The organism is Sphingobacterium sp. LZ7M1 (assembly GCF_024296865.1).
Classification (GTDB): Bacteria; Bacteroidota; Bacteroidia; order Sphingobacteriales; family Sphingobacteriaceae; genus Sphingobacterium.
On sequence record NZ_CP101134.1, the window covers coordinates 4550723 to 4571344 of the forward strand.

Annotated in this window: 23 protein-coding genes; 4 read left to right on the forward strand and 19 right to left on the reverse strand. The window is 41.7% G+C overall.

From position 1 onward, the window contains the following. Positions 1 to 8: 8 nt before the first annotated feature. The 8 genes from NMK93_RS19495 to NMK93_RS19530 all read right to left on the reverse strand — a co-directional run bounded on the left by NMK93_RS19495 (position 9) and on the right by NMK93_RS19530 (position 6353). Positions 9 to 935, reverse strand: a complete 927-nt coding sequence (locus NMK93_RS19495; RefSeq protein WP_185218615.1) for an N-acetylmuramoyl-L-alanine amidase — start codon at positions 933 to 935, stop codon at positions 9 to 11. 5 nt (positions 936 to 940) lie between these two features. After that, positions 941 to 1984: a DUF3078 domain-containing protein gene (locus tag NMK93_RS19500; protein WP_254526771.1), complete on the reverse strand. Its 1044-nt coding sequence runs from the start codon at positions 1982 to 1984 to the stop codon at positions 941 to 943. A 1-nt stretch (position 1985) separates the two neighbouring features. Then, positions 1986 to 2747, reverse strand: coding sequence for a carboxypeptidase-like regulatory domain-containing protein (locus NMK93_RS19505; protein ID WP_254526770.1), 762 nt, complete (start codon positions 2745 to 2747; stop codon positions 1986 to 1988). A 66-nt stretch (positions 2748 to 2813) separates the two neighbouring features. Beyond that, positions 2814 to 3653, reverse strand: a complete 840-nt coding sequence (locus tag NMK93_RS19510; RefSeq protein ID WP_185212727.1) for a glucosaminidase domain-containing protein — start codon at positions 3651 to 3653, stop codon at positions 2814 to 2816. Positions 3654 to 3671: 18 nt separating this feature from the next. Continuing rightward, positions 3672 to 4178 carry a glycoside hydrolase family 73 protein gene (locus tag NMK93_RS19515; RefSeq protein ID WP_185218612.1) on the reverse strand — a complete coding sequence of 169 codons (507 nt, stop codon included), beginning with the start codon at positions 4176 to 4178 and terminating at the stop codon, positions 3672 to 3674. Positions 4179 to 4199: 21 nt separating this feature from the next. Next, positions 4200 to 4835 carry an O-methyltransferase gene (locus tag NMK93_RS19520; RefSeq protein WP_185212729.1) on the reverse strand — a complete coding sequence of 212 codons (636 nt, stop codon included), beginning with the start codon at positions 4833 to 4835 and terminating at the stop codon, positions 4200 to 4202. Between the two features lie 448 nt (positions 4836 to 5283). Continuing rightward, on the reverse strand, positions 5284 to 5916 hold the full coding sequence (gene folE / locus NMK93_RS19525) for a GTP cyclohydrolase I FolE (protein ID WP_185212730.1): 633 nt from the start codon (positions 5914 to 5916) through the stop codon (positions 5284 to 5286). A gap of 23 nt (positions 5917 to 5939) precedes the next feature. Continuing rightward, a complete protein-coding gene (locus tag NMK93_RS19530) occupies positions 5940 to 6353 on the reverse strand; it encodes a 6-carboxytetrahydropterin synthase (protein ID WP_185212731.1) in 414 nt (137 codons plus the stop codon). Positions 6354 to 6404: 51 nt separating this feature from the next. On the opposite strand from NMK93_RS19530, the gene mqnB reads away from it, so the two are divergent. The 3 genes from mqnB to NMK93_RS19545 all read left to right on the forward strand — a co-directional run bounded on the left by mqnB (position 6405) and on the right by NMK93_RS19545 (position 9000). Then, positions 6405 to 7046: a futalosine hydrolase gene (mqnB, locus tag NMK93_RS19535; protein WP_254526769.1), complete on the forward strand. Its 642-nt coding sequence runs from the start codon at positions 6405 to 6407 to the stop codon at positions 7044 to 7046. A gap of 110 nt (positions 7047 to 7156) precedes the next feature. Then, positions 7157 to 8143 (forward strand): pyruvate dehydrogenase complex E1 component subunit beta, encoded by a 987-nt coding sequence (locus NMK93_RS19540; RefSeq protein WP_093099909.1) that lies wholly within the window; start codon positions 7157 to 7159, stop codon positions 8141 to 8143. 122 nt (positions 8144 to 8265) lie between these two features. Then, a complete protein-coding gene (locus tag NMK93_RS19545; protein WP_254526768.1) occupies positions 8266 to 9000 on the forward strand; it encodes a DUF6263 family protein in 735 nt (244 codons plus the stop codon). 68 nt (positions 9001 to 9068) lie between these two features. On the opposite strand, the gene gcvH is transcribed toward NMK93_RS19545, so the two are convergent. Continuing rightward, positions 9069 to 9449 carry a glycine cleavage system protein GcvH gene (gene gcvH / locus NMK93_RS19550; RefSeq protein WP_093099913.1) on the reverse strand — a complete coding sequence of 127 codons (381 nt, stop codon included), beginning with the start codon at positions 9447 to 9449 and terminating at the stop codon, positions 9069 to 9071. Between the two features lie 73 nt (positions 9450 to 9522). Here gcvH and NMK93_RS19555 point away from each other — a divergent pair, with 73 nt between their 5' ends. Beyond that, a complete protein-coding gene (locus NMK93_RS19555) occupies positions 9523 to 10716 on the forward strand; it encodes an anhydro-N-acetylmuramic acid kinase (protein ID WP_254526767.1) in 1194 nt (397 codons plus the stop codon). On the opposite strand, the gene NMK93_RS19560 is transcribed toward NMK93_RS19555, so the two are convergent. The 10 genes from NMK93_RS19560 to NMK93_RS19605 all read right to left on the reverse strand — a co-directional run bounded on the left by NMK93_RS19560 (position 10710) and on the right by NMK93_RS19605 (position 20622). Beyond that, positions 10710 to 11372 (reverse strand): DUF2461 domain-containing protein, encoded by a 663-nt coding sequence (locus tag NMK93_RS19560; RefSeq protein ID WP_254526766.1) that lies wholly within the window; start codon positions 11370 to 11372, stop codon positions 10710 to 10712. The two genes, NMK93_RS19555 and NMK93_RS19560, sit on opposite strands and share 7 nt — an antisense overlap. Positions 11373 to 11378: 6 nt before the next feature. Beyond that, positions 11379 to 12176: a phosphatidate cytidylyltransferase gene (locus NMK93_RS19565; protein ID WP_254526765.1), complete on the reverse strand. Its 798-nt coding sequence runs from the start codon at positions 12174 to 12176 to the stop codon at positions 11379 to 11381. After that, the gene (locus tag NMK93_RS19570) at positions 12177 to 12389 is read right to left on the reverse strand and encodes a DUF2007 domain-containing protein (RefSeq protein WP_254526764.1); all 213 of its coding nucleotides are present in this window, start codon (positions 12387 to 12389) and stop codon (positions 12177 to 12179) included. Then, a complete protein-coding gene (locus tag NMK93_RS19575) occupies positions 12370 to 13311 on the reverse strand; it encodes a CPBP family intramembrane glutamic endopeptidase (RefSeq protein WP_254526763.1) in 942 nt (313 codons plus the stop codon). Before NMK93_RS19575 ends, NMK93_RS19570 begins: the two co-directional genes overlap by 20 nt. A gap of 6 nt (positions 13312 to 13317) precedes the next feature. Further along, entirely contained in the window at positions 13318 to 14031 is a 714-nt protein-coding gene (locus NMK93_RS19580; RefSeq protein ID WP_254526935.1) for a DsbA family protein, read from the reverse strand. Between the two features lie 72 nt (positions 14032 to 14103). After that, complete coding sequence (locus tag NMK93_RS19585; protein ID WP_254526762.1) at positions 14104 to 17400, reverse strand: S41 family peptidase; 3297 nt, start codon at positions 17398 to 17400, stop codon at positions 14104 to 14106. 162 nt (positions 17401 to 17562) lie between these two features. Continuing rightward, positions 17563 to 18300: a zinc ribbon domain-containing protein gene (locus NMK93_RS19590; protein WP_093099925.1), complete on the reverse strand. Its 738-nt coding sequence runs from the start codon at positions 18298 to 18300 to the stop codon at positions 17563 to 17565. Beyond that, positions 18300 to 19397 (reverse strand): Nif3-like dinuclear metal center hexameric protein, encoded by a 1098-nt coding sequence (locus NMK93_RS19595; protein WP_254526761.1) that lies wholly within the window; start codon positions 19395 to 19397, stop codon positions 18300 to 18302. Before NMK93_RS19595 ends, NMK93_RS19590 begins: the two co-directional genes overlap by 1 nt. Continuing rightward, entirely contained in the window at positions 19387 to 19872 is a 486-nt protein-coding gene (locus NMK93_RS19600; RefSeq protein WP_185212742.1) for a hypothetical protein, read from the reverse strand. The genes NMK93_RS19595 and NMK93_RS19600 overlap by 11 nt, the downstream gene beginning before the upstream one ends. Continuing rightward, the gene (locus NMK93_RS19605) at positions 19873 to 20622 is read right to left on the reverse strand and encodes an alpha/beta fold hydrolase (RefSeq protein WP_254526760.1); all 750 of its coding nucleotides are present in this window, start codon (positions 20620 to 20622) and stop codon (positions 19873 to 19875) included.

Consider the following 20622-nt stretch of genomic DNA (forward strand, 5'->3'; position numbering starts at 1 on the left):
TAAATATTCTAATAATACTTTCGGTAGAGATCATATAAGATCGCTCGGTCCCGATCATTCAAGATAGGTGAAAGATCAGATTTCACGAACTTTCGTTTAAAGGACTTAATGGCGGCATCTTGGTTGGTCAGGTCATAACCCATGAGCTTAAGGGCATCGATGGGATTAAAGTTTGACGGAGGAGCCATTAAATAATTAGGATTGTACCAAATTCCAAATCCTCGTTCGGCCAAAAGCTGCCACGGGAAGAATACATTGGGGTCATCTTTTCTTCCTGGCGCGAAATCAGCGTGTCCTATGAAGTTTTTTTGAGGAATACTGTACTTGGTCTTCAGGGTATCCAATAAGACCAGCAGGGAGTTTATTTGGGCGTCTGGAAAAGGTTCAGAGCCATTGTTGTCAAGTTCAATCCCAATGGACACCGAATTCATGTCCGTAATGCTTCCCCACTTGCCTCTTCCGGCATGCCAACCCCGCAAATAATCATTCAACATCTGCACCACGCGACCATCACGACCGATCACATAATGGCTACTGACCTTGGTATGTGCCAACTGAAAGGTACGGATCGTTTGGGCCAGATTGGCTTGGGAGGTATGGTGGATCATCACAAAGGATGGTTTCCGGACATCAAAATGGATGGCGTTTGCAAAGTCATACTGTTTGCTGGTCCCTTGCAAAAACATGTTCCAAGCTTGCTGCTCCGGTGTCAATTCCGAATTAACCGAAAGCGTAGGCGCTACTTTTGCCTGTTCAATGACCTCTGCAGGCTTGTTCAGGGTATCCAGCTTCGGCGCAGAATTCTCAACGATTACAGAAGGAGTAATTACAGCTGTATTTGATTGCAAAACCTTCGACTTCTTGGCCGTAGAACAACCAACCAAGAACATTACCCCACACAACGCAGCAATCAGTCTCACTGAAATTTTAATCATCTATCTTATTTTGGTAAATTAAGCATTACCCCCATGGAAAGCATCTGGTTCCACTGAACCTTGCTGTCCAATGCAGAATCATACAAAATAACACCACCCAATGCCACATTGATCAATGAGGTCACTTTAGCCGTTAAGGTTGCGTCCAAACGATGGGTTGGATCGGTAATGTCTTCGTAGTCTGCAAATAGGTTGTAACGCGATTTTAAATGCAAGTTTTTTGTCAGGTTCCTATCTAGGTTTGCGGTTAACTGGAAAGCCAGTTCATTGTTAAAGTTCTTTCCTTCGGCAACCCCAAACATTGGTCCGGTTCCTTTGGTCACGTCTTTAGGGTCGAAGTATCTCCCATGTTTCTGATAATAATCATAGGCATTATAAGGCTTCAAGCGGTTATCCAAGATTAAGGTCTGTCTAGCCGTACCTGTACCGAAACGCAATGAGAATGTATCATCTGGCTTATACTCCAAACCGAATGATTCCGTAAAATATCCAGGTGCCATAAATGATGATTTCAAACCGGTAATGACCTCTTCACCATCTTGCATCGCATAATGGAAGGCATTATCAAATTGGGTTTCATAGGTTAGGGATAAATAGACCGCCCATGATTTGGTCAACTTATACGCCAACTTATTATCCCAGAAAATACGGTCATTGTTTGGCTTGGCCAACTGTCCCTCATTCTTTACCTTACCATACTTCAGGTCCACCTCGGAAACAAAGTTGAAATTGTTCCTGTTGAACTCCGATTTATGCCAAAGGATACCACCGATGGCAAATGAATTCAAACCACCCAGTTTCCAGTTTTCAGAAAAGGCCGCTTGGTTAAAGTTAACCCCTAGCCTTGTCCAATGTTTCCAGTAATTGACCTGTAGGTCCAACTTAGGGATCGGCACATTGATATTTTTGATACCTAGCGCTTTCCCATCCGTTTCCGGCGAAATGCTGCTGTCCGGCTTTACACGCAGATCGCGCAAATCCTGTGCTTGAATCATACTGATTCCGAAAATAAAAATGAAAACAGGTAATAGGTAAAGTTTTATATTCATGTTAATTTTCTTTTTTTACGTCTAATTGAATATCTGGCAATTCTCGCAAAGGTCGTAAATTTGGGTGTAGTTTGAACACTTCATATTTACTTTTTATATATTTTACCATCTGATAATAGTTGGCGGTAGACACAAACTCGTATGTAGGCCTAAATAACTGCATAAATGCCTTCAGGTCATCACCTTCCAACCCCACCAGACTATGTACTAATTCCGGTGTAAAATTAAAGTCTATAATGTTTTCTTCATGGAGCTTCCCGATAAACTGGGTAAATCTCCTCGCGTCCTTCCCCTCCTTGCTGATCATGCCATAGAGCGAATTAATATTCAATCCTGCTCCTGTCATTCCCACCGAAAACAAATCGCCAGGCTTAGCTAACTCAAAAGCCTTGCCATAATCTCTTTTTATCTCATTTAAAACATCATCCGGGTTCTTGCGACCAATGACCGTAACGGTTTCAATATTGGCTACATTCTCCTTCAAATTGATGATCAGCGCACTCTGGTTATTGACAACCACCGTATCGCTAAAGTAACCCATCTTCTTAAAGACCAAGACATCCCCAGCATGTACAGGCGTCTTAAACTCGCCTCTTGCATCATTATAAATGTATTTCTGTGTGTTTAGGTTTCTAATTTGCACTTCCCCGAGCCTTCGCTTGCTTTCCTTGTCATATACGATTCCCTCCAGACTTTGTTGTGCATAGAGCAAAGCCGGAGAAAGCATAAAGCATAAAATAAAGATACGGACAAGAATTTTCACTCCTATAAAACTACGTCTTAGAAGAATAGCTTGCTAATATTTAACATCTTTTAATGGGACTTGTAACTATTTTGATACGACCAATAACTGTCCAACCGTTACAGCATCGCTGCTCAGGCCATTCAATTGTTTGATAGTTTCCACGGTTACATTATATTTTCGGGCAATGGAATACATGGTATCGGTCGCCTTAACCTCATAGATCAGCATGGCTACCGGTTTCTTGATTTCCTCAACAGGAACTTGAGGCTCTTCCACTTCTTTTTCTTCGATTACCTCTTCGACTTTCTCCACGCGGGCAATGACCTCCACCGGAGCTTCGGCACGATCATATTGCTGCAGGTTATATCGCTCGATCAGGTCGATCAATAGTTCTGGATACCTAGGGTTGGTCGCATATCCTGCGGCCTTTAATCCCTTCGCCCAGCCTTTGTAATCATCCTTTTTTAATGTAAAAAGGTTCTCATAGCGTTTTCGGAGAAGAAATTGGGAGTGATCACGGAAAGATTGCTCCGGATCATTGTAAACCCTGAAACAGTCATTGTTGCTGTCATCAGGACGGTTTACCGACTTGCCGTTCCAAGTACCGCCACATTTGATTCCAAAGTGGTTGTTGGCACGGGTCGCCAGATAGCTATTGCCGTTTCCAGACTCCAACAGGGCTTGGGCCAATTTGATGCTGGCAGGAATACCATATTTGTTCATTTCCTCAATGGCGATCCCTTTGTAGCGATCGATATAGTCCAGACCACTTGTTGAGGTTCCTTTGTTGCTAGATGATGAAGAGCTGGAACTGGCGGAGCTGTTCGGTCTGCCGTTTGGGTTCTTCAGTGTAGTGTTTCTTTTAGTTCCACAGGAAACAAAAAATAAGGCCAATATTAAACTGGCCAATAAAAACTTCTTCATCTTATCTGACAAATTCGCTTAATTAAGATTTATTTTTTCGTCGTACTTTTCAAGGTCATAAGTGTCGATCGTAGAGATTACCTTTCTCGACCAATCACCGGTCTCTGAATATCCAGATCTAGCGATTCCCTTAATCCATCCCTTATAGTCTTCTGAATTGTGTTTGTCGAACAAGGGCTGCGTAGCCTTTCTTCTTTGGAGAAGTCCCACAAAATCACGGTAAGAATCCAACACCGAACCATATCCTTTATAAGCCGAACGGATCTTTTTACTGTTGTTCTTCCCTTTGATACCAAAGTGGTTGTTCAGATAGCGTGCAATTCTACTGTTGCCATAGGCACTTTCGTGAATTGCTACTGCTAAGATGACAGAGGCCGGAACCCCTGTTTCACGCATTAGCGTTTGAGCTGCCGGACTATGTTTCTCAATGTACGACTTCGTCGTATAATCTTGAGCATAAAGCCCTAAAGTTGAAAGAGTGATAAGTATACATATCACAAAAATCTTTCTACAATATTCTAGCATAAAACTTGTTTTAGTTTAACACTACTTTTTGCGTAGCACAAAAAGCCCATCTCTAATCGGCAGAATAAGTTTTTCAACCCGTTTATCCTCTGCCAAGGTTTGATTTAATTCGATTACTTGCTGTGTTTGCTTGTCGGGGTTCTCATCAAAAACCTTGCCTTTCCATAACACATTGTCAACTAAGATCACACCTCCAGGCCTCACTCGGTCGATCAATGTATTGAAGTAGTACAGGTTCCTTTTTTTATCGGCATCAATGAACACCAGATCAAAAGTCCCTTCAATACTTGGGATCACCTCCGCTGCATCGCCAATATGATACTTGATCTGACTTGCATAGGGCGATTCATCAAAATAAGACTGAACCCGCTCCTGTTGCTCCTCATTGATATCAATGCTATGCAAAACACCCTCATCTTCCAATCCCTCTGCTAAACACAGGGTAGCATATCCTGTAAAAGTTCCAATTTCCAAAGCCAACCTCGGATGTACCATCTTGCTGATCATCGACAGCACTCTTCCTTGGTAATGCCCCGATAACATGTGGGGCATGGTCTCCTTCAGATAGGTCTCTCTATTGACCTTTTTTAACAACGAATTTTCCTCGTCCGTAGTATCTTCCAGATAGCTGTTTAATGGATTAGACTCTTCAAACATACTGCGCAAAGATAAATATTAGCCCCGCATCCAAACAAGAGATATTTTACAAACAGATGATTATCAGCGTGTTAGTTCGTAACAGTAAGTGTATCAAACAGCATTTAAAGGCTTTAAACGCAAGTCACAAAAAGTGAAATTTTTAAACTTTTATTTAAATTACGTCATTATTTTGACCATTTTGTATTTTGGGTTTCAACCCTTCCTCAACGACATTCGATAATTTTTTTGGATGAAGGATATGCTCTAGGTATGGACTTGGTCTCATTCGAGACACATTCGGAAAATTCGGAATGTGTCTCGAATGAGACCAAGGTAAAGTCAAGCTGAAATCGTGAAAAAATCTCCTATCCTAAATGGAAATTATTGGAAATAGGATGCCTTTTTTGTTCATATAAAAGGCCTGAATTCCGTAAATCCAGGCCTTAATTTTATCTTATTTATTCTTTTATCCTAAAGAAGCGGTAATTAACCTCAGGAATTCAGATCGGGTAACATCGTTTTGGAAGGCACCGGTAAATGCTGAAGTGGTGGTTACAGAGTTCTGTTTCTGCACGCCGCGCATCGCCATGCACATATGTTTACACTCAATCACAACGGCAACACCCGCTGGCTTAAGGGTCTCTTGGATACAGTCACGGATTTCATTGGTCAATCTTTCCTGTACCTGTAATCTCCTAGCGAATACATCCACAACACGAGGAATCTTGCTCAAGCCTACGATATGGCCGTTAGGAATATAGGCAATATGGGCTTTTCCAAAGAAAGGAAGCATATGGTGCTCACACATGGAATAGACCTCTATATCTTTTACAACCACCATTTGGCTGTACTCTTCTTCGAACATTGCACTGCGCAATAGCTCAGCAGCATCCACATCATATCCATGGGTTAAAAACTGAAGGGCTTTTGCTACACGTTCAGGTGTTTTGATCAATCCATCACGCTTAGGGTCTTCGCCCAGGGCTTGAAGAATATCTGTATAATGTTCTGCAATTCGTTCAACATTCTTTTCGTTGTATTGGTCGATCTTTAAATAACCGTCCTGCTCTTCTTCTTCAAATTGTTGAAATTTGCTCATTCTAAGATTGGTTTTTAGGTGAATTATTCGCCGAAGTATTCGACATAATTATTTTCGGTTTCATGGAGTCTGACTGCATGCAAAAACACTTTCTCTTTTTCGAAGAAAGGCTTTAGGATATTGAATATTTCAATGGCAATCACCTCGGTAGATGCCATTTTTCCTTGCATGAAATCTACATCCAGATTGACGTTCTTATGGTCCAATTTGTCAATAACCTCTCTGATAATAATATCCTTCATCAACTTCAGGTCGATCAAAAACCCTGTTTCAGGATTGACCAGGCCTTTAACAGTCACAAATAAGTCATAGTTATGACCGTGCCAGTTTGGGTTTGAGCAATTACCGAAAACACGCTCATTCTCCTCCAGTGACCAGTCTTCACGATAGAGCTTGTGGGCAGCATTAAAGCGTTCGCGTCGTGTTATATAAATCATAATGACAAAGATAAAGTAAATTACCGTAAATTAGTACTTTGAGCCACATATATGAAAACTCTCGTAGTAGCAGCAACGGAACTAGAAATAGCCGCATCCATTCCCACATTTATAGAAACGAAGACAGATTATTTGGTAACTGGCGTTGGTATGGTCGCCACGGCCTTTTCTTTGGGGCAATACCTTCAGGGGAAATCCTATGACCTGCTGATCAACGTGGGTATTGCCGGAACATTTAACCCTTATCATAAACTAGGGGCAATGCTGAAGATCAAGACCGACCAGGTTTTTGAGTTTGGAGCTGAGAATGATCAGGATTTTATCCCGATCGATAGCCTTGGCTTTGGCCAATCTATCTTTGTAGAAAGCTTACCCGAGCAAGCCTTGCCTGCCGAGTTTTATGAAATCCCTTATGTGGATGCCATTACGGTCAATAAGTCCCACGGATCTGAAAACAGCATTGACAGGATCAAAAAGGAGCATGGCTTGAACATATTGGAAAGCATGGAAGGTGCTGCTTTTTTCTATGCAGCGAATAAATTGAGGATTCCTTGTGTCCAAGTACGGTCAATTTCCAACCTAGTGGAAAAGAGAAATGTAGAAAATTGGAACATCCCTTTGGCGCTAAATGAGCTGAATTCTTGGCTACAGCGGTTCCTAATTGCTCTACAAGATCAAAAACCCCTTTTGTAAATCGATTGTGTAGACCCATTTACATCGAAAATAGTACAATGCCACTACGAAAATTCGAGAAATAATAGTATTTTTGCGTATCTAAACAAAATTCACTATCTGTAATACTGATGAGAGAAATACAATTCAGAGAAGCGCTTCGTGAAGCGATGAACGAAGAAATGCGTAAAGACGAAACAATCTTTTTAATGGGCGAGGAAGTCGCTGAATATAATGGTGCATATAAAGTAAGTCAAGGTATGCTTGATGAGTTTGGTGCAAAACGTGTTATTGACACTCCAATTGCTGAGCTTGGTTTTGCAGGTATCGGCGTGGGTGCGGCGATGAACGGTTTAAAGCCGATCATTGAATTCATGACTTTCAACTTCTCACTGGTTGCTATTGACCAAGTTATCAACGCTGCGGCAAAGATCCACCAAATGAGTGGTGGTCAGTTCTCTTGTCCGATCGTATTCAGAGGTCCGACCGGTAATGCTGGTCAATTAGGTGCGCAGCACTCTCAAAACTTTGAAAACTGGTATGCGAATACACCAGGATTGAAAGTGGTTGTTCCTTCAAACCCTTACGACGCTAAAGGATTGTTGAAATCAGCGATCATCGATCCAGATCCAGTTATTTTCATGGAATCTGAGCAGATGTACGGTGATAAAGGCGAGGTTCCTGAAGAGGAATACTACTTGCCTATCGGTAAAGCAAATGTAGTAAAAGAAGGTACTGCAGTAACTGTAGTTTCATTCGGTAAGATGGTTCCTCGTGTTGTTATTCCAGCAGTTGAGGAATTGGAGAAAGACGGTGTAAGTGTGGAATTGATCGACTTACGTTCGGTACGTCCAATCGACTTCGCTACCATCATCGAATCTGTTAAGAAAACAAATCGTTTAGTAATCGTAGAAGAAGCTTGGCCTTTGGCTTCAATTTCTTCTGAAATTACTTTCCACGTTCAAAAACATGCATTCGATTACCTAGATGCTCCAGTAATTCGTGTTACTTCAGCTGACGTTCCTCTAGGATATGCACCTACTTTAGTTGAGGCATCATTGCCAAGTATTGCGAAAGTGGTTAAAGCGGTAAAAGAAGTTTCTTATATCAAAAAATAAGAAATACAAGATAATGGAAGCCCTGGTATGAAAATACCGGGGCTTTTTGTTATAGAGTTTCTGCACTGAAAACTTTGTGTTCTGCAAAAAAATAGTATTTTTAAAGAACTAAATTCAAAAGAATGAAAAAATTACTGATCCTTTTCCTACTTACTTCAGCAGCATTAGTTTCTAAAGCTCAGGAAGTTGATTTTACTATGAAGATGCCTTTGAACAAGCCATTTAAGTCCGTTACCAACATGAAAATGGATATTGAAGGAGAGCAGAGCATGATCATGGATATGGTAATGAAAAGCACCATAAATGTGTCTAAATACGAAAGTCCGAACTATACCATGGAAAACACCACAGACGCCATTAAGGTGGATATGGATGCTGGGATGATGACCATCAGCTATGATTCTGAAAAACCTTCGGATGACCCTACGGCCGCAATCATGGCCGCTCAGTTTGAAAAGTTGCTAGGCAAAAAAATGACCATTATTACGTCAGACAAAGGAAAAATGATCAGTATGGAAGGGGTTGAAGGAACGGATAGCAGTTTTGAAAACTTTGCCATGACCACCACCTACCCTGATAAACCGGTAAAACCGGGTGATACTTGGACCTCGGAGTCGACAAACAAAGGAATCAAGACCAAAGCGATCAATAAATATGTTGGGAAAACTGCAGAAGGATACCAAGTGGAGACAACCGGTGAAATGTTCAATGATTCAGATACTAAAATCGGAACAATGAGCAGTACCTATATTGCAGACACGGAAACTTTGTTTACCAAATCGGCTACCATCAAAATGCAAATGGACGTAGAAGGACAAAAAGTAACTTCGGATATAACGATGACCGTCCTTAAATAAGATATTAATATCATTAAAAAAGGCCATTTAGCAATGCTAAATGGCCTTTTTTATGTTTTATTGCTAGATTAAGCGTTAACTTCAGCTTTGTAGTCATCTGCAGACATCAACCCGTCTACATCAGCAGCATTGTTCAATTTAACACGGATGATCCAACCTTCACCGTAAGGATCAGAGTTAACCAATTCTGGGTTTGCATCGATTGCATCGTTTACTGATAATACAGTAGAAGTAACTGGCATAAATAGATCAGAAACAGTTTTAACCGCCTCTACTGAACCAAACACTTCATTTGCTGCTACCTCATCACCCACTGTGTTGATGTCAACAAATACGATATCACCAAGCTCTCTTTGAGCAAAGTCCGTAATACCAATTACTGCTTCATCACCTTCTACACGAACCCATTCGTGATCTTTGGTGTACTTTAATTCTGAAGGAAAATTCATGTCTTTTCTATTTGTATTTCTCCAAAAATAGGATTAAGAAAGGAGAATACAAAAGTTATTGTATTTTTATCCTATGAACCCTAGCATTGCCAAATTAGCTGAAATAGCGCAGAAAGACCATCGTCTGATCATCGGTTTGATGTCCGGAACATCCTTGGATGGGCTGGATATTGCCCTATGCAAAATTCAAGGAAATGGAAACCATAGTAAAATTGAACTTCTGGCCTTTGAAACGATGGATTATAAGCCTGAATTCAGGACTTGGGTCCGTAAGATATTTGCTCAACGAAACATTGACCAACAGATCCTTTGTGGGCTTAATCCCTATATCGCGGAGGTACATGCAGCTTTGGTTTTGGAGGCCCTCCAGAAATGGAACATGGAGGTTTCTGAAGTTGATGCCATCGCTAGCCATGGGCAGACGGTATTTCATGCTCCGCAGTCATTGACCCATGATCGTTCTTTGCCAAACAGTACCCTGCAATTGGGCGATGGGGACCACATGGCGGTAAGGACTGGCATCATCTGCTTGTCCGATTTTCGGCAAAAACACCTTGCTGCTGGTGGCGAAGGAGCCCCTTTAGCGGCTTATGGTGATTACCTATTGTTCTCTTCGGAAACTGAAAACCGCATCCTATTAAATATCGGCGGCATTTCCAATTTCACTTTTCTTCCGGCTTTAGGTTCAGGACTAAAGGCCTATGCGACAGATCTGGGCCCAGGAAACACGATGATGAACCAATATATGGAGAAGCATTTCGGGGTTGAGATGGATAAAGATGCTGGAACGGCCAAAAAGGGTCAGACCAATTTGGATTTACTGCATGAGCTGGAAAGCGAACCCTTCTTGAACCTTGACTTCCCCAAAACAACAGGTCCCGAATTGTTTAACCTGGCTTACCTGGATAATGCCCTGGAAAAGATCGGTTCTCCTCAACTAAGTCATGAGGATATTATGGCCAGCCTTAACAGTTTCTCGGCAAAAACAATGGTAAAAGGCATACAAAAAGCCACAACAGGCCTGGAGAACTTGAAGATATATGTCAGTGGTGGTGGATTGCACAATCCCTTGCTGATGGAGCAGTTAAAGGAGGAATTCCCTGAGAGTGTTGAATCTTTTGAGGCCCTTGGTTTAGATCCTGACGCAAAGGAAGCTTGTTTGTTTGCCGTTTTGGCGAATGAAACCTTGGCGGGAGATCCTCAATCTGTTTCCAATATCAAGGATTCCCCTGCAGTTTGCATGGGTAAGATCAGTCTACCCTATTGATCGATTGCCTGATGGATGAATTCCTTGAAAGGAATCATACTGGCATAATGCTCAATTACCGTATCTAAGGCTTTAGGCGATTCCATTTGTTTTCTGCTCAGGTTAGTCGACAAGATGAAGCTTCGGTGCTTCAGGAGCTCTATATGCTCGTTGTCGACGGCATATCCTGCCGGAGGTCTCTGCAACCTATCCTCAGCAGACATATCCTCGGTTTTCCAGCCCCCTTTTTCCAAAGCTTTGAATAGCTCTTCGGCATTATAGTCAATTTCTTGCCTAACTGCATCCAAATGGTGCTTTTCGGGACGCCAGTAGCCTACGGCAATGAAAGTGCCGTTTGGTTCGATATGTATATAATATTCTGGTCCTGCTAATTTTCTGCCATCAACAGATATCCCAGCGGCAAACCATGATTTGTAAGGATCTTTATTCTTCGAAAACCTGACATCCCTGTAGATTCGGAACAGGCACTTCTTTGCAGATATCTCCTGGTTGATATGTGGATCAAGCTCAGAAAGCTTCATGATTATCCCCTCAATAAACTCAGTGACATTTTTCAATGCGGCCTCATATTCAGGCTTGTGCTCTTGAAACCATTCCCTGTTGTTGTTGTCTTTCAGGTCGTTTAGAAAATCGAAGGTTGACTTTTCTATTTTCATGTTCTTCTATAATAAAGTAAGCAGTACGTAGACTAAAGGTGCGGCAATCAACAGCCCATCAAAACGGTCTAAAAAGCCGCCGTGACCGGGTAATATCTGTCCAGAATCCTTGATTCCAAGACTTCTTTTCAGCATGGATTCGACCAAGTCGCCCAATGTTCCAAAGATTCCGATGATGGCTGCAATGGCAATCCATTCTATTTTGGACAAGCTTCCAAAGAAGTGCTCCAAACTGTAGGCCACCCCCATGGCCAGGATAACCCCACCGATGAACCCTTCCCAGGTTTTATTCGGGGAAATCCGTTCAAACAGTTTTGTTCTTCCTAATGCCCTTCCAGAAAGATAAGCGCCGGTATCATTAGACCATAGTATGATCAGGAATCCCATAGGAATATAGGGATTGAAATCTCCCTTTAAGAAGCCCAGTCCTATGAAAAACAGAAATGGAACTGTGCCATACCAAATTCCCAATACGGTATAGGCTATATCATGAAAGGGTTTTTCTCTTTTTAGGTATAAAGATGAAATAAACAACAGGGAGAAGAGTGGCAAAGCCAACATCAGGTATTTCAGCTCCAACACGCCCAAGAAATAGGCAGAAGACAGCGCTGCAAGCACTGTTGCCGTCAATATCCCTAAGCCCATTAAGGGTTTTGTTTCCTCTGTTTTACAGATGGTGAAAAACTCCCTTGCTGAAAGGATACCCACAATGCTGAAGAATGTGGCAAAAACATATTGGTTAAAAATCGTGGCACATACCAATGCAACCACAAAGAAAAATCCTGTAATAGCTCTTGTTTTCATTTATTCCTCTTCGTCTCCAAATGAACCTATCAATTCCATTGCTTTGTCTGCATTTTCATGCTCCACATACAGTTCCACCACACCAAATAGATAGGATGAGTCCTTTTTGTTTAATACCACAGCAGGAATATTGTTTTCAAGAAGCATATTTTTTACAATTTCAGCCTCAAAGGCTTGGTTGTAAACTTTTATTTTAGTCCAGTTTGAGTTCATTTGATTTAGTTTTTTGGTTCGAAATCTTATAAAAGTAGAAAGCGATGGCAACACTTATAATGATGCTGCTGATATAAAAAGGGATGGTATACGGATCTGCATTTTGCAGGTCTTCATAGGTCTTTCCATTTCTCGTATATACAAATGCGATGATGGTCACCGAGGCATTGTTCAGGAAGTGGGCAAATATCGGTACCCAAATATTCTTGGACCACACAAAAGCATAGCCAAAGAACAAGCCCAATAACATTCTCGGGAAAAAACCATAAAACTGCACGTGAATGGCAGAAAAGATAATCGCCGTAACCCAGATAGCCACATGTACGTTCTTAAAGAGCCTAACTAAAATGTTCTGCAAAGCGCCCCTAAAATAATATTCTTCCACAATGGCCGGAATGACCGCCATGACCAGCAAGTTCATCATCAACTTACCGACACTGTCCACCATGACCAATTGTACCGTCAATTCCTTCATTTGGTCTTCTTGAGAACGCATCCATAATTCCGTCTTCTCTAAGAAATCCGGCAATTTCATGTCCATGTTCCAACGGCTCACCAGCTCCATCATGGGGTTGCAGACCAACAGAAACAAGAAAATAAGGACTAGATAGTTCTTAAGCTGGAAAGGTTCAGATGGGAAATACCGGTATTGGTTTTTCTCGCTAATCTGTAGGAATACGGAGGGCAATAAAAAGGTAGAAATGCTACTTGCCGCCAATATCGTGTACAGGACATAGACGTTTTCTGAAAAGATGGAGGTGCCTCCGCCTTCCAGCATACTTTTAATATCTCCTGTACTGATTAATATGCCAACAATGACTATGACTTGAACGGCAAAGGCGCAAGCAAATGTTAATCCCAAAAGGATCATCATTGACATCCAAGCTGAATTCTTTTTGGGTTCAAACATTTGGCTGTTCATATCAGATTAAATATCGCATTTATCATCCGTACAGCTCGGTGCAGAATCATCACTTTTAAAGAAAATAATGGGTGGATTTTTTTCTTTCCATTCTGAAAAGCTTTTTTCTAGAACTTCAGCGAAAACATCTACCGGTTGAGCGCCAGATACCGCATATTTACGGTCAATAAGAAAAAATGGAACGCCACGAATACCGATCTGTTGTGCCTCTGCAAGGTCTTGTTTGACTTCATAAGCATATTGATCGCTGTTCAGCGCCTCTTTGGCTTGTTCCTTATCCAATCCGATTTCTTCTGCCAAGGATACTAATACCTCATCCTTTTCGATATTCAGCCCGCCGGAGAAATGTGCCTGGAATAGGCGTTCTTTCATTTCAGCACCTTTACCTTGGGTAGCCGCAAAATGAATCAGTTCATGTGCTTTGAAAGTATTGGCAGGAATATTTGTTGCAAAATCAATGTTGATTCCCGCATTTTTTGCCATTTGCTCCACATTCCCGGTCATCTCCTTGACCTGCTCCATTGGCATGCCTTTAGAGCGGCTCAGGTAGGAATACGTGCTATCGCCATCTTGATAATGATAGTTAGGGTCTAATTGATAACTCTTATATTCTACCTTAATCTCATTTTTAAAAATAAATGAATCAAGCGCTTTTTCAAAGTGATGCTTTCCGATATAACAGAAAGGACACATAATGTCGGACCAGATTTCTATTAACATGTTCAAAAATACTCTTTTAAATCAGTAAAAAGAACGAAAGCCACGAGTTACCCCCTGGCTTTCCTTTATTTTTTAATTTACCCGGATTGGATCCGCAGGCTTTTTAAGCTCTTTATACGGATAGGTTTTCATCTCCTCTAAAAGGATCTGAACAGTTCTTTCCAATTGCGGGTCCTTGCCCTGAAGAAGCTCTTTCGGCATCTGCTCTACAAAAACATCAGGAGCAACACCTTCGTTTTCAATGATATAATTACCGTTAAGATCGAAGATTCCGAAGTTTGGCGAAGTAACCATTCCGCCGTCCAATAGCTGCGGATAGCCAGAAATACCGACCAAAATACCCATGGTGGTCCTTCCGACCAGCTTACCTAGGCCTTTGAACCTGAACATATATGGCATCATATCACCACCTGAACCGGCAAATTCGTTGATGATCATAGCTTTTGGACCAAAGATCCCGTTTCCAGGTGTAGTGAAGCTCTTACCATCGCGGATTCCCCAGCCTGAAATCAATTCTCTCGACAATAGATCGATGACATAATCGGCCACTGATCCTCCGCCGTTATTTCTTTCATCCAGCAACAGGGCTTTTTTGTCCATTTGAGAGAAGTAATAGCGGTTGAAGGACACATAGCCTTCTCTGCCTGTATTTGGCATGTAGACATAGGCAATCTGCCCATTGCTTAATGAATCCACCTTTTTGCGGTTGTTTTCTACCCAGTACTGACGTCTCAGAGCGACCTCGTTTCCAAATGAAATAGGCTTAACGGTAATGTCTTTGGCTCCTGCTAAGCTAGGCTTATCATTTACCTTCAGGCCAATCTGTTTGTCAACGGTGAAGTCAAATAGGCTATAGATATCCATATCTGCAGTCAATTCTTTTCCATTTACGGCCAGAATGTACATACCTTCTTTCACACCCAAACCTGGTTCGGCAAGTGGGGCTTTGAATGATGGGTTCCAATCCATTCTATTGTAGATTTTCTTGATCTTATAACGATTGTTGTCTATTACAAAATCTGCTCCCAATACACCTGAGCTTACAGATGGGGCGCTAGGCTCGTCTCCTGGATAGATATAGCTGTGGCCTACAACCAACTCCCCTAACATCTCGTTCAACAGATAGCTCAGGTCGGAACGGTGATTGACATAAGGAAGGAATTTTTCATACTTCGTCTTCACGGCAGCCCAATCTGCACCATGCATATTCTCTACATAGAAGAAGTCCTTTTGCATGGCCCATACTTCATTAAAGATCTGGTTCCACTCTTGTGAAGGTTCAACACGTAATTTGATATCGTCCAATTTCAGCTTACCTGCATCTCCAGCGGGCTTCTTTCCTGCCTCGACGATGTAATACCCGTCCTTGTTGCTGTAGATCATCTGCTTACCATCGCTACTGATCGAATAACCGTTTGCATTTTCTACAATGGTTTTCTCTTCAAGTTTTTTCAGGTCATAAGCATATAGGTTGCTTCCTCGTTTATAGATCAACATGTTTTCAACCGATCCATCAAATGCATAAGAACCTTTTGGAATGGTAAGGGGAATGATGCGATTATTGATCTGTTCAAAATCTACCTTGATCGGTTTGATAGTTTCCTTGGATTCTTCTTCTTTGGAATCCTCTTTTTTGGAGCTACCCTTTTTATCTTTTTTGCTGTCCTTTTTGTCTTCTTTGTCCTTTTCTTCATTTGAACCTTCCGATTTCACGGTTTCCTCATCGCTTTCATTCTTGAAGATGGAAGGGGAATCGCTGGATAGGATAAAAGCATAAGGCGAATATTCGGTATCACGGTCATAAGCAGTCATGTGCAGACCTGAATTGGTTAACCCCACATTGGTACTCGCTGAGAACACCAGGTATTTACCATCTCTGGTAAAGATTGGCTGGGTAACCTCACTCATTCCGTCGGTAACCTGTTGTGTTTTCTTGGAATCCAGATTGTACATGTAAACCGCATTCTGACCATTGTTAAGGGTCTTGATATAGGCTATCCATTTCGAATCTGGTGACCAGCTGGATTGGAAATAATTATAATTACGTCCGGTATGGGACCCTAGGTAATCATCATCTACTTTGGTGACTTTCTTAGAGTCAATATCCACATAATAGAGATTTAAGTGGGAGTCTGTATAGAACAATTTCTTGCTGTCTGGCGACCAGGTCGGTTGGAAATAGAAGTTACTGCCTCCTAAACTGATATAATTGGGTTCATCCATGCCCTTTTGATCACGTAGGACCAGTTCGTATTTTCCGTTCTTATCTGAAATATAAGAAACCCATTTCCCGTTTGGAGACCATGCTGGATACTTTTCATGTGACCCTGGCGAACTTGAAATATTACGGGCATCACCTTTTTCCTTAGGCACCGAGAAGATCTCTCCTCTTGATTCAAAAAGTGCCCTTTGTCCGGTTGAGGATATTTCAAAATTTCGGATATCTTTTTTCATATCGACATAATGTCCTCGCTTGGATAAGGCATCGGCATTGATGTTGATGGAAATCGGGTTGCTTGATTTATTGGTAGTATTCAATAAGTGCAGCTTGCCGGCCTGTTCGAAGATCAATTCATTGCCCCTTCCCTGCAATGTGCGAACATCGTAATCAGTAAAATTGGTTAATTTTTCTACCTGTTTTGATTTGACATCATAACTGAAAACATTGACAATCTTATCTCGGTCCGACAGGAAGAAAACTTTGTCGCCCAGCCAGAGAGGTTTAACGTCATTGCATTTCTCGCCCGGTACGACCTGTACATCATGGCTCTGGGTATCGAAGATCCAAATCGACGGCATACCCCCACCACGATAACGCTTAAATGCCACGCGATCCCTCTCGGTAGGATCCCCGTTCTTGATATAGGCCCAATACCTACCATCAGCAGATGGAGATCCCTGATTTGCCTCTGGCATCAGCAAGGGATAATCTACAGAACCATTGATTTTACTGCGGTATAATCTTGCTCCAAGTGAATAATTCAGTTCGCGTTGCGTCGTGAAGTAAACCTCATCGTTGGATAACCAACCCCTTAGGACGTCTGCAGAAGGATGGCTCGTGACGCGCTGTGGGTCACCGCCCTGTATCGAAATTACATATACGTCGGTGTTTCCATCATAGTTTCCCGTAAAAGCTATTTTGGAGCCGTCTGGAGAAAAAACTGGGTTCTGTTCTACAGCAGGGTTGACGGTAAGTCTGCGTGCATTCTGACCGCTCTTATCGGCAATCCAGATGTCGCCCCCATAAACAAAACTGATATGGTTCTGGCTAATGCTTGGATTTCTCAACAATAAGGTCTCATTGCTATTTTGAGCAAAGCTGATTTGACTGACAGCTAATGCAAGAATGGAAAAAACATTTTTCAGCATAGTGATAAATTGGTGTGTTGGATAAAAATAGGAATTAATAGGGATAATTTGGAGCCCATGGTCTCTGGCCAATAAAATATTTCGAAGACCGTGGGATAAATTGTTTGACAATAAAAAACGCCAGCACAATGTGCTGGCGTTCACTATATAGTTTTTTAAGGACTATGCTTCTTCAGACGCAATTTCTTCGTCAACTAAAATCCTACCGCAGTGTTCACAGATAATGATTTTCTTTCTTTGGCGAATTTCCGATTGCAATTGAGGTGGAATCTTGTTATGACAACCTGAACAGCTATCACGCTCGATAGATACCACTGCCAACCCGTTACGGAAGGACTTACGTAATTTCTTGATCACTTTAAGAAGACGATCGTCGATGTTTTTCTCTGATTTCTCTACTTCTGTAACCAATTTGTCTTCGTCTTTTTGAGTCTCCGACGTAATTGTTTCCAATTCTTGTTTTTTAGCATCCAATTCACCTTTGCTGAAATCTACATTCTTCGCTGTTGCTTCATAAGCCTCAGTTTTGTTTTTGATTTCGAACTCAGCTTCACGAATACGTTTCTCACAAACTTGAATCTCTAACCCTTGGATTTCAATCTCTTTAGAAATTGCATCGTATTCACGGTTATTTTTTACTTCGTTTAGTTGTGTCTCGTATTTTTTGATTGCTGTCTGCGCATCTTTGATCATGTTTTTGCGCTTCACAATAGAATCTTCTAATTCGTCCAGCTCATTACGAATTTTTTCGATACGTGTATCTAGACCTGCGATTTCATCTTCAAGGTCAGCTACCTCGATAGGTAGTTCTCCACGTACTTGGCGAATTTTGTCAATCTGTGTTTCGATTGATTGCCACGCCCATAAAGCTTTTAGTTTTTGTTCTACGGTTTGTTCCATTAACTGTAGTATTTTATTGGATTTGTGTCTATTTCCGTCAATAGGACAGCAAAGTTAGCAAATTTTTTCTGAATTATATCTAACAATAATTCTTGGGTAAATTGCTCACTCTCAAAATGTCCGATATCTGCAATGATTATTTCGCCTTCTGCATCAAAAAACTCATGGTATTTATAATCGGCAGTGATGAAGATATCTGCCCCCGAGCGCTTGGCGTCTCCTAACAAAAAGCCCCCAGCACCACCACAAACCGCTACTCGGCTTATTTTCTTGCCCAAGGTCTTCGTGTGCCTGATGACGTTCAGCTTCATTCGGTCCTTTAGGAAAGCCAAGAATTCTGACTCCTCCATGGGCTCCTCTAAATTTCCAATTACTCCTGATCCTACATAGGAAAAAGAGTTCTCAATGTTAAAGATTTGATGGGCAACCTCCTCATAGGGATGTGCGGCAAGCATGGAAACCAAGATCTTCCGCTCCGCTTGAGCCGGATAGATGACCTCAATCTTTGTTTCTTCGACGCGCTCCTGGTCACCTACCTTACCAATAGCAGGATTTGCTCCTTCTAATGGACGAAAAGTACCATAACCTGCTGTATTATAGCTACATTGATCATAATCACCGATTGCGCCAGCGCCAGCATCAAACAATGCCTGTCTCACTTCTTCAACATTTGCCCTAGGTACATATACGACCAGTTTCTTTAACAGCCCTCCCTTTGGACGAAGGACAGCCTGGTTTTCTAATCCAAGTTTATCGGCCATCTTGCTGCTCACACCCCCAACGACATTATCTAGGTTGGTGTGGATCGCATATAGAGCAATATTGTTCTTGATCGCTTTGATTACCACTCTTTCCACGTAATTCCTTCCGGTGAACTTCTTCAGTCCGGAAAACACGATAGGATGATGAGAAATAATCAGGTTGCAGCCTTTGGCAATTGCATCATCAACGACCTCTTCGGTGCAATCCAATGATATCAGGGCTTTGCTGACCTCCTGATTGGGGTCTCCAACGATCAATCCCGAGTTATCGTAGCTTTCTTGATAATTTAATGGAGCTAATTCCTCCAGATGTTCTATTACCTCTTTAATTCTCATTTCTGTTGTTTTTCTCTGCTTCCGCTTCCAACCACTTGTTGTGTTCCATCAACAATACACGGTATTGATTGATCTTAAACCAATAGGTGATGAAATAAACGAAACTAACGATCATCCCCAGTATCCTCCAAAAAAGAGGGAAAGGGAAATTATATATCAAAAATGACCAAGCATAAGTCATACCAGCCCCTAAGGAAGGGTTGTCCTCTACGGCTATCTTGCGGTCAAAAAATTCATTGTTTAGGGAATAGGAAAGCCTTCTGGCTACTTCAAAGTTCCAATAGATATTAAAAAACGGAACGACCAAAAACCAGGCTTGGTTTGGCAGGATACATTGGTTTTCTTTGGAAATCAATTTCAAGGTATTCCTCACCGTATTGGCAAAAAGTGCCCAAATAATAAGGATAACGACTACAAAAAAGATACTGATTCTTTCGATTTCGGCTGTCAATTCGGGAGAAAGTACGTCGTTCATCTATTTTTCATTATTTAATATCGTGACCAAATCTTCTAACTTGTGTATTTGCGGGTTATGGTCCGCTTCCATCTCTATCACCTTCCAATTGTATTTTCTTGCCCTCGTAGAAAAGAAGTAGAAAGAATCCTTCTCTGCCCCTCCTTGCGACGATTCGAAAGTCAGGATATAGGTTGATGGAATCTGCAGTCTCTTGGGGTTCTTGAGCTGGATGATCTCCTTTAAAGAAGCCAAAGGATGCGGAACATCCCTAGGGAATTCGGTCGTGTCCTTCACCCAAGATGGATATACATAGGTACCATCCTTACTGTTCAACAATGAACCCGACGGATTATCCTTGAAATATGCAGCCACACTTTCGCCGTCCTCAGGAACAAAAGCATCCAGATATAACACTTTCTTGATCTTTTCAGGAATGCTGTCTGCCACCCCTGTTACCACCATTCCTCCATAACTATGGCCCATCAAAATCACCGAATCCAATCTTTCAAATAAAATAGTATTGATTACATCTTTGATGTGTGTGCTCAGATCCACTTCCGGGTTTGCAAGATGGTATCTTTCCCCTAATCCAGTCAGGTTCACCCGATAGACATTAGCTCCTAATTTTTCCAACCTCTCAGCCGTATTCTTGAACTGCCAGGATCCACCCCAAGCCCCATGCACCAAGACATAGGTCGCCTCTTGAGCCCTCAAATGGATAAAAGGGAAGCATAGGAATAGAAAGGAAATCAGGATAAGTTTTTTCAT